Source organism: Paenibacillus senegalensis JC66, from assembly GCF_000285515.1.
Lineage (GTDB): Bacteria > Bacillota > Bacilli > Paenibacillales > NBRC-103111 > Paenibacillus_L > Paenibacillus_L senegalensis.
Window position 1 is genome coordinate 255,188 of record NZ_HE610962.1, and the last position, 14,870, is coordinate 270,057.

11 protein-coding genes are annotated in these 14,870 nt (G+C 49.4%); 1 reads left to right on the top strand and 10 read right to left on the bottom strand.

Annotated features, from left to right (window positions below):
- Positions 1-10: 10 nt before the first annotated feature.
- From PSHG_RS22085 to PSHG_RS22100, 4 genes are all read right to left on the bottom strand, one after another.
- Positions 11-856 (bottom strand): carbohydrate ABC transporter permease, encoded by an 846-nt coding sequence (locus PSHG_RS22085; RefSeq protein ID WP_010277891.1) that lies wholly within the window; start codon positions 854-856, stop codon positions 11-13.
- Between the two features lie 15 nt (positions 857-871).
- The gene (locus tag PSHG_RS22090; RefSeq protein ID WP_010277895.1) at positions 872-1,771 is read right to left on the bottom strand and encodes a carbohydrate ABC transporter permease; all 900 of its coding nucleotides are present in this window, start codon (positions 1,769-1,771) and stop codon (positions 872-874) included.
- A 146-nt stretch (positions 1,772-1,917) separates the two neighbouring features.
- A complete protein-coding gene (locus tag PSHG_RS22095; protein ID WP_010277899.1) occupies positions 1,918-3,255 on the bottom strand; it encodes an ABC transporter substrate-binding protein in 1,338 nt (445 codons plus the stop codon).
- Positions 3,256-3,626: 371 nt separating this feature from the next.
- Positions 3,627-3,887 (bottom strand): hypothetical protein, encoded by a 261-nt coding sequence (locus PSHG_RS22100; protein WP_010277900.1) that lies wholly within the window; start codon positions 3,885-3,887, stop codon positions 3,627-3,629.
- A gap of 1,088 nt (positions 3,888-4,975) precedes the next feature.
- Here PSHG_RS22100 and PSHG_RS22105 point away from each other — a divergent pair.
- On the top strand, positions 4,976-6,169 hold the full coding sequence (locus PSHG_RS22105; RefSeq protein ID WP_010277903.1) for an SEC-C metal-binding domain-containing protein: 1,194 nt from the start codon (positions 4,976-4,978) through the stop codon (positions 6,167-6,169).
- 1,283 nt (positions 6,170-7,452) lie between these two features.
- Here the strand turns inward: PSHG_RS22105 and PSHG_RS22115 are convergent.
- From PSHG_RS22115 to PSHG_RS22145, 6 genes are all read right to left on the bottom strand, one after another.
- A complete protein-coding gene (locus tag PSHG_RS22115) occupies positions 7,453-8,286 on the bottom strand; it encodes a TIM barrel protein (RefSeq protein WP_010277905.1) in 834 nt (277 codons plus the stop codon).
- Positions 8,287-8,297: 11 nt separating this feature from the next.
- A complete protein-coding gene (locus tag PSHG_RS22120) occupies positions 8,298-8,726 on the bottom strand; it encodes a secondary thiamine-phosphate synthase enzyme YjbQ (protein ID WP_010277908.1) in 429 nt (142 codons plus the stop codon).
- Positions 8,726-9,589, bottom strand: a complete 864-nt coding sequence (locus PSHG_RS22125) for an amidohydrolase family protein (protein WP_010277910.1) — start codon at positions 9,587-9,589, stop codon at positions 8,726-8,728. The genes PSHG_RS22120 and PSHG_RS22125 overlap by 1 nt, the downstream gene beginning before the upstream one ends.
- Positions 9,590-9,951: 362 nt before the next feature.
- Positions 9,952-10,731: a fructoselysine 6-kinase gene (frlD, locus tag PSHG_RS22130; protein WP_010277912.1), complete on the bottom strand. Its 780-nt coding sequence runs from the start codon at positions 10,729-10,731 to the stop codon at positions 9,952-9,954.
- A 299-nt stretch (positions 10,732-11,030) separates the two neighbouring features.
- On the bottom strand, positions 11,031-12,779 hold the full coding sequence (locus tag PSHG_RS22140; RefSeq protein WP_010277916.1) for a hydantoinase B/oxoprolinase family protein: 1,749 nt from the start codon (positions 12,777-12,779) through the stop codon (positions 11,031-11,033).
- Entirely contained in the window at positions 12,776-14,854 is a 2,079-nt protein-coding gene (locus PSHG_RS22145) for a hydantoinase/oxoprolinase family protein (RefSeq protein ID WP_010277917.1), read from the bottom strand. The genes PSHG_RS22140 and PSHG_RS22145 overlap by 4 nt, the downstream gene beginning before the upstream one ends.
- Positions 14,855-14,870: the final 16 nt, after the last annotated feature.

A 14,870-nucleotide genomic window follows, 5' to 3' on the forward strand; every position in this document is an offset into this window, starting at 1 on the left:
TTAAGCGCAATCAGCCCTTCAAGCCGGAAGTAGCGATCCCGTCAATAATGAGCCGTTGAAAAAAGACGAAGAACAACAGAACCGGAAGCAGCGACACCATCGACATCGCGAACATCGCGCCCCAATTGGATGTGCCTTCACTGTCCAGGAACATCCGCAGGCCGAGCGATACGGTGAACAACCGCGGGCTGCTTATATAAATCAATTGACTGAAGAAATCATTCCATGTCCATATAAATGTAAAAATGGTAGTGGTCACAACGGCCGGGGTCAGCAAAGGCAAAATAATTTTGGTGTAAATCTGTACCGGATTACACCCATCAACAATAGCGGCCTGATCCAGCTCCTGCGGCAAAGTGCGGATGAATTGGACCATCAGGAAAATAAAGAATGCATCACTTGCTAGAAACTTAGGAACTGTTAAGGGCAAATACGTATTCACCCAGCCAAGCTGATGAAAAATCATATATTGCGGAATGAGCACAACATGATACGGCAGCATAATGGTGACGAGCATTGCCGCGAACAGCGTCTTTTTCAAGGTGAAATCAATACGGCTGAAGGCGTAGGCGGCCATGGAACAGGTCAGCACATTGCCGATAATGGCAAGCCCGACGATGAAGAAGGTGTTTAAGTAGAAGGTGGTGAAGGTTACCCCGGCCACACCTCTCCAGCCGTATTTGTAATTTTCCAGCGTGAAGCCCGTTGGCCATATTCCCATTTCCCTAAAGATTAGCGATTCCGGCTTGAACGAGCTGCTCAGCATCCATAAGAGAGGATAGACCAGAATCAAGGCGGTCACGGTTACCACAACATAAGTAATTCCTTTAGATAACGGCAGCCTGCGGCTCATCATGGACAATCCCCCCCTTTAGCTTTCATAGTGCACCCATTTTCTTGAGGTGAGAAACAATAGTGCCGTACAGACTGCAATCATGACGAGCAGCATCCAGGCCATAGCCGATGCGTAGCCCATCTCGAATTGCTGGAAGGCTTTTTCATACAAATACAAGGTATAGAACAAGATGGAATCGAGCGGTCCTCCCGAGCCCCCGCCGATGACATAAGCCTGGGTGAACGCCTGGAAGGCATTAATCATCTGCATGACCAGATTGAAGAAAATAATCGGGGTCAGCAGCGGTAGAGTAACCGCCTTAAACTGCTGGAATTTGCCGGCCCCGTCAATCGATGAGGCCTCATATAAATCTTTCGGAATCTGCCTCAATCCGGCCAGAAAAATAACCATAGGCGAGCCAAACTGCCATACATTCAAGGCAACCAGCGTATAAAGCGCATAGTCGGGATTGGTAATCCAGCTGGTTCCTTCGATTCCGAAGATAGCGAGAAACTGATTGAACAAGCCTTCCCGGCCAAACACCTGGCGCCACAGAATCGCGATGGCGACGCTGCCGCCAAGCAGCGAGGGGACATAATATATTGCACGATAGATCGCTAATCCCCTAAGCCCTTTGTTAAGCAGCAGGGCAATCGACAAGGAAAAGATCAACACAAGAGGAACGCCCAAAAAAACATATCTCAACGTGACCGACACCGCTTGAGTGTAACGACTGTCATCGACAAGCATCGTTCTGTAGTTATCCAGCCCTACCCAGCCCGGAGCGCGGAATAAATCGAAGTTAGTGAAGGACAAGTACAGAGAGGTCAGCATCGGAATCAACCCGAAGGCCAAAATACCGATAAGCCACGGGGACAAAAAAAGAAGGGCGAACTTGTTTTTATTCCATAATTTTTTGGGTCTGCTTTGCGCCACATCATTCACTCCCTGTCCAGCAATACCGTTAATCGAAGCAAACATTTACTGCATTAAACATTAAAGGTTTAAAGCATAATGATGCATTTGCATAATCCCTGCGGCCTGAGTACGGAAAATATACATGTGGACAGGCCGCCCGGCTTCTACTGCCGCAGCACTCTTTCCGCTTCACGAAACACATCATCTACCGCTTCATCAATTGTTTTTCTCTTAAAGTAAACCTCCTGATGCGATCTCGACAATTGATTAAACAAAGCTGTTTGTCCTGGCGGGCGCTGGGCTTGAGGCTCTACCGTATCCAGCACCTCCAGCAGATGATCGGCCACCTTGCGGGTTGCAGGCGGAAGATCCCATTCTGCCAATAAACGCTCATTACCGGTTATACCGTGGTCGTTATTGTAAATCTGGTTAAATTCCATATCGTTTAACCAAAAGTTAATCAATTCCGCTACCGCTTCCGGATGCTTGGAGTGTGCGGAAATTCCAATGTTAGCCCCAGTAACAATTTCCCCGTACTCAACCCCGTCCGGATTGGAGGGCAGACGGATCAAATCTATGTTATCCTCCACCACCTGCTGCAGATTAATCAGGTTGTTGCTCGCACGGCCGAACTCCATAGCGATGCGGTTGGTAGCAATCGGACCTTGCTCCCATTCCTCGCCGCCTTCCTCTGCCCAGATTTCAGCAGGAGGCACAATTCCGTCTTCACGAAGGGTATCCCAATAACTAATCCATTGTTTCAAGTCCTCCTTGCCAAAGGCCAGAGCGGAACCATCCTCGGTGAACAGCTCAAATCCGCGCTGACGCATGTAAGAGGATATGGCCAATTCACTGGCTGTAGGATCGCTAATCGGATAGATTTGTTTGCCATCCTCTGTCTCTCCCAGCAAGGGAGCAATTTCATAGAGATAATCATGGAATTCGCCCCAGGTCATGTTATTGTCGGGAAGACGAATGCCTTTGCGCTCCAGCAGATCCGTATTGACAAAAGTAGCTGGAGCGGACATCCCTTTTGTCACCATATAAATAGAGCCTTGGTACAATCCTATATTTTGAGCCGTTTCCGAGTAATCACTCATGTCAATGATACCGCTTTCAATATACTCATCGAGAGGAAGCACCGCGCCCCTTGACACATACTCCGAAAGCTGGCCCCTGGTAAACATAAGCACATCGGGTGGATTCCCGCCTGCGGTTTGAGTTGCCATCCGATCCCAATAATCGTCAAAGCTGATCGGCTCGCGGATTACGCGGATATGAGGATGCTTCTCTTCAAACAAATCCATCATCGCATTGTAGCGGTCATGCCTGGCGACATTCCCCCACCAGGGAAAGCGGATTTCCACGATTTCTCCCTGGCCCTGACCAGCGGATTCCTGCGGGCCCGAAGCTCCTCCGCCCCCGCCATTAGACGTACACGCAGCCAAGATCATTATGCACAACATACTGAGCAGCATCATTGTTCCAATCTTCATTCTCATAGCGTGACCCTCCTTGAATGGATATAAAGCTACATCACCCTTCTTCAAATCGCACCAGTTGAACTTGGAATGATCAGACTCTCTCTAACGAACTGCTTTCCTCCCTCCTTTCAAGCTGCTGGCTTATTCCATCCATAGCGTTTAGGACGACTGACTACAGTTGACTTAAACCTGACATAGTCATTGTAGCTTTTTCGCAGGCGATGACTCCATCAACAAAACTTCACTATTATGTGGAATTCTACTGGTGGGGGGTGGAGGTGGGGTTCTGGTGGATGTAAAAACCAGCTAATGCTTGTCAATATAGTTCTGTAAGATATAGATTTTTGATATACTGAAAATCCTGTTCTTCATACATCTCTTTTCGCTTTTCAACCGCTGCTTTCCTCAGCGATTTGCTCTGTCAGGGTTTCCATCTTTTCATCAAGTACTGTTGCTGCCGTTTCTAATCGGGCAGGGAGTTCTTCGGGCGATTCCACTTCATATTCACCTGTTTGCTCGTGTGTATTTTCATGGATGTACTTTAGCGTCGCCTGCACCTTTTCTTTGAGCTTTTCTTCAAAGCGCAGCGTCGATTTTTTTCCACACAAAGGAATACTTTTGGCATCGGCTTCGATCTTCGTGCCACCCAAAAGTATTGCTCCATCGTGATGTAGTTGTCTGCAATCAGCTTGCCGATCAGCTTTCTCTTGGCAACCGCCTGTTCTTCGTTCTCCCCTAGAGGAAGTCCCATATGCATGGTATACTGCCTCTTCTATCCCGCAGTGGTCAACCTCACTCTTCAATCAAAAGCCCGGACCTTAGGCTTAACCTGAATATTGCTATACAACAGAAAACGGGGCGTCCAGTCGTCAGTTAACACTGATTTTCTGGACAGCCCCTGCTGGTGTGCTGCGTCAATGAAGATCTACTCCCTGCCACTGGTAGCCCCATCGATGATCCCTATTTAAAGCGATCCAAATGGTGCCAACTTCCTCCCTAAGTTGTTTTTTTGACATAATCATTTTCAGGCAAATGAACACAAAACTAATACATATTCACTTAGCTTTGTTCAGAATTTTTCGAGTTAGAAATAAAATAACATGAATAACAAAATAGACCAGCAAAATATTTAGAGCAAACAAGTCAATCCTAAATGCAACAGATGAAGTGAATACATTCCAATTGAATAACTGAATTTTATATTCAGGAAGTGTTTCTCCATGATACGTTAAAAACCTTATTGGAAAACCGAGAGTGTGAACGGACTCAGAAACAGATTTATAACTCGAAAAAAAATGGTTAAAGCTGAAATAATGAAACTCACTGCCAATCTCCTGCTCTCAATTTCGGCTATTTGTTTTTTCTACCAGGCTTTTTACCTTACCCGGCAATCTTTTAGACATCGGAACGCAAAGAGGAGTAGCCGGCCAATGGAACTTAGGGGCGTTTAGCTATAGGCTGCTGTGTGCCTGGCTTAGCGCCCCTGGTTCGCTTGGACGGCCCGACTAGAAGAGCTGGGGGATCCAGATAGCTGTTTAAAAACAATTGTAGTACCGATATAAATGGAACGGGACAAGAAACTACACTCCCAAAAGGAAGAGAGACTAAGAAACATGTGGCTCACAATAGCAATAATAATAGTAATACTCGTCTCACTTCCATTGTCTATCTTTCACTCTCGTACTTTCTAGTATAGACTATTACCTAGGTAGATTTTCAAGGATAAGGAGAAATTTCAATGCTGACCCCGGAAAAAGTAAAACCCTATATCGCCCACAACGATGACGTCGTGAGCCGGGCGGCCCTCGCTTATTTTGCCAAAAGCAACCTGTACGAGAACGATTCGATGCTCATGCCGCTTGTCCTGAAGAAGGTTCAACAAGATACTGAAAATGAACCTCTTTTTCTTCATCTGGCTTACCGTTTCCGACAATCCGCCGAAAGCATTCAACAGGTTATGGAGCTAGTGAGTTCTCCACGAATAGGAATAAATACCAAGTTTCATCTCACTCAGATGCTGCTCTATAGCGATCTGTCCTTACTGGAACCTTATATGAACGAATTGGAGCAGCAGCAGCCCTTCATGAGCTCGCTACAGAAGCGCAAGGACATTCTCAATATGACCGATGATCAGCTCTTCCAGGCGTTCGAGCAATACCTTAAAGATTCGAACGGAAAATATTACAACGAATTGGATACATTCTACGGGAATACCCTGGTCGAGGAGCTTGGCAGACGTTCATGCGTGGAGGAAGACCATATTTTACGCGTATTAAAATCGTTCAATCCTGATGCTGATTACGGCTATGAAATCATCTATTATTCACAGTTGGCTGGCGAAAGACGGCTGGAAACGGCCATCCCCTTCTTATGCGGTTTCCTCGGCGCAGAAGACGACCTTCTTCCCGGCAAGGCGGCAGATGCGTTGGTACGTATCGGCACAGATGCCGTCGTGACTGCGGTAACTGAGCATTATTTGCGGAATGGGGAGAACGAGTACTTCAGATTGTTCGCTGCCGATGTATTTGGCAAAATCAAACTGCCTTCTTCAGAAGCCGCTTTGCTTGAACTGCTTTCGAAAGAGAAGAATCTCACCACTGCTACCAAGCTGGCAGACGGACTCTGCGAGATCGGCTCGTTGCAAGGCATCCCGTTAATCCGGCGGCTAGTGGAAGCCGGTTACGACCAAGGATACTTGAATTTGAAAGAGTCCCTCTATGCCCACTGCATCATATCGGGCCAGCCTCTGCCTGAATTAGAAGTGTGGAAGGAACAGTTTGAACAGGAGCGTCAGCTTCAGCGACTAAAGAAACTAAATGAGTTCTTCCTCATCCCCGCTCCACAAGTCCGTTCTGTCAAAATCGGCCGAAACGATCCTTGTACGTGCGGCAGCGGCAAGAAATATAAGAAATGCTGCGGCAGCAATACGTAAAGATCGTTGGCATGACACACTATAGAAGAGTGGAATTAGTTCAAGTCCCCTCTTCGATAGGTCATTGCAAATTACAGCATGTCTATAATGAATCCTATTATGCTTTGAAAAAAAGAACCACAAGCAAAATCGCTTGTGGCTAGATGAAGACTATACTATTCAAATCTACTTGAAGTTCCTGCCCTAATATCTATTAGAAATGTTTCCTCTGGAATGCGAAGGTCTTTTGTCGTAGACAAGTTGTAAAGAAAGGGGGCATCCGTTGGTTCAAGTATCACCCAATGATTAACTCTACCGACACCAAGTCCTACGATCTGGCGTGTTTGAATATCTACAGGAATGTGCCTCTCCTCACCCGAGCCAACATCCCTTAGATACAGCCGCGCGGTGCTATTTCTTTGGAATAAATTAATTAGATCAATTCGGTATTCGTACTTACTGTCAGCCGTAGTCTTTGATGTGTCGCTTCTTATTGTTTCTTTTGTCCAACCATGAATGTTAACGCTTTGAATCAGAGAGATAGAGATCAACACTGATAAAAATAGGGCTAAACCCTCCGTAGTCGGTTCCACTTGTCGGGGCCCATCTTTTGATTAGTAGTATAATAAACAATATCGAGAACAATAAACCGGGAATACCTGCCCCCCACAAGAAAGTGGTTCCTATAATATCCATCCCTCGTTGAAAATACGCCGTTGATCCCAGTAGAAACCACATGAATGATGAAACACTAAATAGTATGGTAGCGATCATTAAAAGACGAAACCAATTCATATTGGACCCCCAGTTTTTTAAAGATGGGCAGGCTGCTTATTGAACTAATTCAGCCGTCCCTTTTCTTACGTCAACATTATAGATGTGTTGTAAGGGGAAAAACTCTGTGGTCTGCAAAAAATAATAGTTAGGATCTGATCTCTGTTCTAACCTGATCCAATAAAGTATTTACGGTAATGGTCTTAATTTGATTTACCTTCATGTCCAAAGGAATTCGCGTTTCTTCTTCAGTAGGTAAGCTTTTTAAGTAAAGGCGGGCATAGCTGTTTCTTTGAAACCTATTAATCCATTCTAATTGATAGGCATACCTTCCATCAGAGAATTGGCGAGAAGGTACTCGATTTTGCTTGTGGGACAGGCGGATATCTGACCAGCACCAACCATGCCCAACCCGTTCCGGTATACGGGATAAATTCAGGATTGAATCCGGTCTCATCTATTTGCCTAAACAAAAAACAGCGGAAACCCCGTCGTGGTTCCCGCTGTTTTAGCAACATTTTCTTCTTATATTAATAAACCCCCAAAGCCTCGAGACTTTTTCGTATTCCAGCCTCAGGGTCCCAATTATACTTGGGAGGACTTATCAGCTCGAGCGTCAAATAGCCTTGATAGTTCATTCTTTCCAAGCTTGCTTTAAACTCCTGCAGCGGAAAAGAGCCTTCGCCCCAACCGAGGTGTGCGGTTGTCTGTCCGTCGCCATCGATAAAATGGAAGTGAACCAGATCTTCTCCGAAAGCCGAAGCATACTCGTCGATTGTATCTCCTGACACGGCCATCAAGACGGTGTCCAGCATAACCTTCATGCTAGGAGAATCGACAGCCTTATACATCTTCTTCAATGTCTCCAAATTGTAGATGACATTTGAGCCTATTGGCGACATGGCTTCCAGGACAAGTGTTACATCAGTCTTTTCCGCCTCTCTTGCCAACTGCTGCAGGGAATCTCTCCCCCTCGCGAACGCTTCTTCCTCCGGCTCATTATAAAAACCGAAGCCGGCGATGACGAGCAGCTTCGAGCATTCCAGCTCACGTGTCACTTCCAGACAGCGTTTGAAATAATCAATGCTGCGGTTCCGGCAGGTGTCGTCCTTGGCAGACAGATTAATCGGATAAATCGCTTGTTCAGGTGTAAAACAGACGATTTCCAGATCTCTGCTGCGGATTTCTTTCAAAACCTTCTTAACATCCGCAGGCTTAGCGTCATCGACATACAGGTGGGGCGTGCCTCCCCACAGCTCGATCGCCTGCAAACCCACTCTTACTGTAGAGTCCAGAAAATAAGTCAGTGGATATCGGTGATAATGCTGGTTCATATTGGCAAGCTTCATGTTTCCCCATTTCATTCGCGCCACCCCTATTCCCCAATTATTTGAATATAAATTTTCCTTGTTTTCGGCCCGTCAAACTCGGATAAATAAATGTCCTGTGCCTCTCCAGATACCATTTTTCCGTTTTGGACAACGAACAAACAACTGTTGCCGGACAGCATCGATTTCAGATGGGATGTCGAGTTGCTTCCGGTTGCACCATACGATGGCAGGAAGCGGGCGTGCGCATAAGGCAGCTCTTTCGGCGCCAATCGGTCCAGCGTTTCCATAATATCTGTCTCCACGCATTCCAGTCCTTCATTGACCATGATTCCCGTAGTCGTATGTGCGGAAATTACCGCAGCTAATCCTTCTTTAACACCTGACTCTTCAATGAATGTTCGGACTTCCTCCGTAATCTTGATCATTTCCACTTCCGCCTTGGTACTGATCGTCAATGTCTTTAATTTGATCATTAGCGCCCCTCCTGCTCCTCTAACCCTATGAATCTCATAGCATTCCCGGCGAAAATATTATTGAGCGTAGACGGACGGAACGGCAATTCCCGCAAAGCAGGCAGCAGCCGTTTAGCCCTAAAACGCGGTGCGTTGGTACCGAACATGACCTTCTTGTTCAAATTTCTTTCAATCCAGAGCGGCCCCATATTTTTGGTGAAAATCTGCTCATAAAAATCTTTGGCATTATCCATATGCAAAAGAGAAGTATCCGTGTACACGTTCGGATATTTCAAGAGCAGCATGATCGTCTCATGCATCCACGGCCAGCCAAAATGCGCGAGGCACATTCGCAACTGCGGATAAGCAATCGCCACTTCCTCAAAATGAACCGGCTGCGAATATTTGGCGGGGGCGTCCGGCTCCCAGGTCATTCCGGCGTGAAACATGATCGGCTTGTTATACTCGATGCATTTCTCATAGATCGGTGACAGCATGTCATCCTGCGGATAGAAATGCTGCTTCGAAGGATGCAGTTTAAGACCGGATAAGCCCAGTTCCTTAAACGCATAATCCAACACTTCCACCCCATCCGGCCGATGAGGATCAACACTGGCAAATCCGATGAAGCGGTCCGGCGCCAGGTCGACGATCTGGCGAACCTCTTCATTTGAAACGATGTGACCTTTATGTCTTGTCGTAATGTCAAGCGGCAGCAGCACCGTCTTATCAATATTCATATAATCCATTTCATAGATCGCCGTCTCGATCGGATACGGGGACTGCTTAAAGACAGCGAACTGCTCTTTGCGGAACTTCAGAGCATCCGCATCATTGCTGATCGCTTTGTAAAAAATCGGATGTGAATGCACATCAATAATCATGGCCGTATCGCCTCCCGTTCGCTTTTAGTCGTTGTTCGTTGGTCTAATGAACTCTCTTTTTCCGGTTCACTTATCTGGTCGCTCTAACATTCTAGTTTCTGTTATCTAGATGGATCTCTTAGGAAAAGTAATCACGCGAGGTCTGCTACGAGTCCATTTGTACGATTTTTCATATAACTAAAAGCATTTCAGGTGCATTTTGGGGGAATTTATACGATTCTTCATACAAATTCCATATTCCCTCATAACCCTAGCGTCATTTTGTATGACTTTTCGTACAAATTCTCGCATTCCGCTTTCTTTCAAAGTTCGTTTGTATGATTTATCGTATAAATTTAAGTGCGCAGCACTTTTTCACGCTCCTAGTACGGCTTAAACCGGCTGACGATGCTGGAAGCCAGCTTAGCACCCTGCTGCATGCAGCCTTGCACCGGCAGTCCCGAGAACACACCATGCATAAAGCCCGCGCAATAGGAATCGCCGGCACCTACCGTATTCACGACTTCCGCAGGAACGATGCCTTCCTTGTAAAACGTTTTGCCGTCATAAGCAAGACTTCCCTGTTCGCCAAGCGTTGCCACCACAATTCGGGGACCTTGCTGCCAAGTCCATTTGATATAGTCTTTTATGAAAGCATCCTCATGCTTATAGGATAAAAAAGCATAATCGACATGCGGCAGCGTGACCGCCGCGTCGCTATCTGTCCGGGTAGAGTAATCATATACCGTTGTAAGTCCCGCTTCCTTAAACTCTGCAACATAATGGCTAACTCGGCCGGAAAAATGAGTATGCACACAATCATGCTGCTTAATGAAGCGAATATCGTCCTCGCTTAGAGTGAAATCCGCCATCACACCCTCCACTTTTTCCAGATGGACCCTGTCGTTGTCGTTCAAGGTCATCGTGAAGGTGGCAGTCCTCCCCTTCTCTATGTGCATATGGCTGGCGTCTACACCTTCCTGTTGCAGCAGATCGATCATCTGTTGGCCGTACGGGTCGTCGCCCACCACGCTGATCATGGAGGTCGGGAGGCCCATTCGGCTCAGATGAATGACAAAATCTACGCTGTTGCCAGCGGGGTAAGACTTGCCCAGATTGTCATAGATATCAATGACGGACAGGCCGACTCCGACAATACGCATTCCCAAATCCCCTCCCCTTCTGCTAGTACGTTTTTGCTGTCCCCTCTTGCTATTCCGCTCCTGCTAGTTCACTCTTGCTAGTCCACGCTCCCACCAACATCTTCTTGGCCTCACTGGCTAGGTCAACTCTTGCTAATCGTTCTTGCTTGCCTATCTCTAGTCCACTTTTGCCAGTCCAATTTTCCCAGTCCACTCCTGCTAGTCCACGGCCCAACGGCATCTTCTTGCGCAGCATCGGGCTTGCTCTACCTCTGCCTGCATCTCCTTGAGCCGCATCGGGCTTGCTCTACCTCTAACGTCTATTGCCGCATTGGACTCCGCAGCTGCTGACGCAGAGCGTGCGTTTCTTCAGGCATGACGGCCAAGGTGTCCGGCTGCAGCACAACGCCATAAGCGGAACGCGCTTCCTCGACCGGCAGAAAACCGTCGCTTACGTCCTGGCGCACCAGCTCGGGGTCCCGTTCCAGCGGATCGCCGTAACCGCCGCCGCCCGGCGTTTTCAGAATCACGGTGTCTCCGCGATTCATCGTCAGGGTCACCTTCGGCGGCAGCGCAATCTCCTCGCCCGAAGCGTGAATGTGCGTGCATACCGAAGCGGCTCCTTCCTTGCCGCCGAGCAAGCCCCACGGCCGGATGCGCTGCCGTTCGGAGGTAATCGTCACCACGATCTCGTCCGCTTCCGCGACCACCTCGCGGACGATGCCGGTGCCGCCTCTGTTCTTGCCGTAACCGCCGCCATTATTCACAAAGGAATACTGCTTCACCAGCAGCGGATACGACTGCTCGATGACTTCCGTCGGGGTATTGCGCGTATTGGTCATATTCGTGTGAACGCCATTCATGCCGTCCAATCCGGCAGTTGCGCCCTGGCCGCCGCCGCAAGTCTCGATATACGAAAAGTACTGGTTCGTTTCCGAATTGAAGCCGCCGAAGTTGATGCCGTTCATCGAGCCGGAGCTGGCTGCCGGCGCGGCCTCGGGCAGCACCTTCGCCAGCGCTCCCAGGATCGCATCAGTAATGCGCTGCGACGTGTTGCCGTTGGCGTTCGATACCGCCGCAGGGAACTTTGCGTTCACGACCGTCCCTTTCCCGGCATGGACATGCACTAGCCGGTACGCTCCGTCATTCGGCGGCACCTCCGGGTCCAGCATCGCTTTGACCGCATAATACGCGCAGGCGCTCGTTACCCCGATGGTGGAATTAACCGGGCCTTTCACCTGTGGCGACGTCCCCTCAAAATACACATGGATCTGATCATCCTCTACTTTCACCTGCACCGCTATCTTGATCAGATCATGCGAGATGCCGTCGCCTTCCAGGTAATCCTCGAACGTATAGGTGCCGTCCGGCACACGGCGAATCGCAGCGCGCATACGTCTCTCGGAGTAGTTCATCAGTTCATTCATGCACATCTCCGTAAACTCGGGCGTCAGCCTTTCGAACAGCTCCTGCAGCCGGGTTTCGCCGATTTTGTTGGCAGCCAGCTGCGCGTAGAGGTCGCCAAGCATTTCTTTGCCGGTTCGCGAATTAGTGACGAGCAGCCGCAGCATTTCCTCGTCCATCACTCCGCCTTTGCGTATGCGGACACCGGGCAGCCGCAGTCCTTCCTGGAAAATTTCCGTCGTATTGACCGAACAGCTTCCGGGAGACATGCCTCCCACATCAATGTGGTGGGCGATACTGCCGGCCAACGCGACCAGCTTCCCCTCATAGAACACGGGCGAGATCATGAATATATCCGGCAAGTGAGAGCCGCTGATGAAAGGATCATTGATCAGAATCGCGTCGCCTTCCTGCAGGTCTTCCGGCTTGTATAGTTTAAGCACCTCTTCGACAACCGAAGGCATGAGCCCAAGATGCAGAGGGATGTGCTCCGCTTGGGCGACCAGCTTTCCTTCCTTCGTATAGATAGCGGTAGAGCAGTCCATGCGATCTTTTATATTCGTAGAAAGAGCCGTTTTGATCAAGGCAACGCCCATCTCTTCCGCAATTGTATGAAAGGCATTCTTCATCACTTCAATCGTAATGGCGTCGACTTTCGCACTCATATGGCGTCCTCTCCAATTCTCGCTTGATTCTTGTTATGGATAATCAGGTTGCCGAACCGGTCCGTCTCCGCGGTCTGGTCCGGGTGAACAACGATGGTCGAATCGAGCTGCTCGATAATAGCCGGTCCTGCAATTACACTGCCGGTCGGCAGCGAGGAGCGGTCATAAAGGGCTGTCTCCATAAACTGTCCCTTGAAAAATACCGGCCGAGAGCCTGTCGGCTGTGCCGCATCCCCATTCCCGGATTTGCGATGCTGCTCGAAGCTGACCTTCGGTATGTTCCCGATTGCTGTCAGGCGGATATTAACCAGCTCAATCCGCTCGCCGTCGCGGCGGAAACCGTACACTTTGTGATGCTCGGCATGAAAGTGCTCCATTGCCGACTCCAGCAGCTGCTCGTCCAAAGCCATGCCTGACACAGGGACTTCGATTTCATAGGCCTGGCGCAAATAGCGCATATCGAGCGAAACCTGCAGCTCGATTTCATCCGGCGCGAAGCCTTCCTGCGTCAAGGTTTGCGTGCCCTCTTCGGCCAGCTGCCCGATGATGCGGTTGCATTCCGCCAGATCGAGCTCGGACACATCCGCAAGAGCTGTCTGCACGAAATCATGCCGCACGTCGGCCATCAGCATCCCCATGGCGCACGTAATGCCGGGGTTTGGCGGAATGATAATCGTTCGGCAGCCGAGCTCCTTGCCGATATCGGCCGCATGCATAGGGCCCGCCCCGCCAAAAGCGGCAAGCGTGAAGTTGCGCGGATCGTGCCCCTTCTCGATCGATATGACGCGAATGCCCCGTATCATATTGGCATTGACAACCTTAAGAATGCCTTCGGCCGCTTCCTCCACAGTCAATCCGAGAGGATCAGCGATTTTCTCTTTCATCATCCGGCGCGCCAGATCAAGGTTCATCTTCATCTTGCCGTCGAGAATCGAATCCGGGTTGATGCGGCCAAGGATGACATTCGCATCGGTCACCGTCGGCTCCATTCCGCCCCGGTTGTAGCAGACGGGACCCGGCATCGCGCCTGCGCTTTGCGGCCCGGCCCGCAGAGCGCCGCCCTCATCGATCCAAGCGATGCTGCCGCCGCCTGAGCCAATCGTATGCATCTCGATCATCGGCAGCTTGATCGGGCTGCCTTCGATCTCGCTCAGCGTCGTATACTGCGGCTGGCCGTTCTCGATCAGCGCCGTATCGAGGCTCGTTCCGCCCATGTCGATCGTGATCAGATCCTTATACGGTGTCGTCTCGACGATGAACATTCCGGCCAGGATGCCGCCAGCGGGACCCGACAGCACGGTTCTGGCCGGCGTCTCCATCGCGCTCTCCGCCGTGATGATGCCGCCGTTCGACTGCATGATGTACAGCTCCGAGGACACGCCTTTCGCTTTCAAATCTTCCGCCAATTTGTTCAGGTACCGCTTCATCTTGGGCATCACATAAGCGTTCGCCGCCACGGTACTCGTCCGTTCATATTCTTTGAACTCGGGCAGCACTTCACTGGACAGCGTGATGTGCGCCTCCGGGTACACACTCTCGATCACCTGGCGGATCAGCTTCTCATGCTTGTCATTCAAATACGAATTGATCAGACAAACGGCGATTGACTGCACGCCTTGCTGCTTCAGATCGCGGGCGATGCCTTCAACCTCCGCCGGATCGAGCGCAATTAGCACCTCGCCGTTTGCTTTGATCCGCTCATTTACTTCAAGCCGCATATTTCGCGGGACGAGAGGCTTAATTCGCCGGGCTCTAAAATCATAAAGCTTCGGACGGGATTGTCTGCCGATTTCCAGCACATCGCGAAACCCTTTGGTTGTAATCAGAGCCGTGCTGGCCCCGTTTCTTTCCAAAAGCGTATTGGTCGCCACCGTCGAACCATGTATAAAAAAAGAAATTTCCCTAACATCAATGCCCGTCTTGCGGGCAATCTCATCCACGCCGTTCATGACCGCTTCTGAAGGATCATGAGGCGTGGAAGGCACCTTGGCCACGTGAATTTGTCCGGATTGCTCATGAATAAGTGCGATGTCGGTAAAGGTTCCTCCCGTATCTACTCCAAGCCGATAACTCATGCTAATGATCCACCTC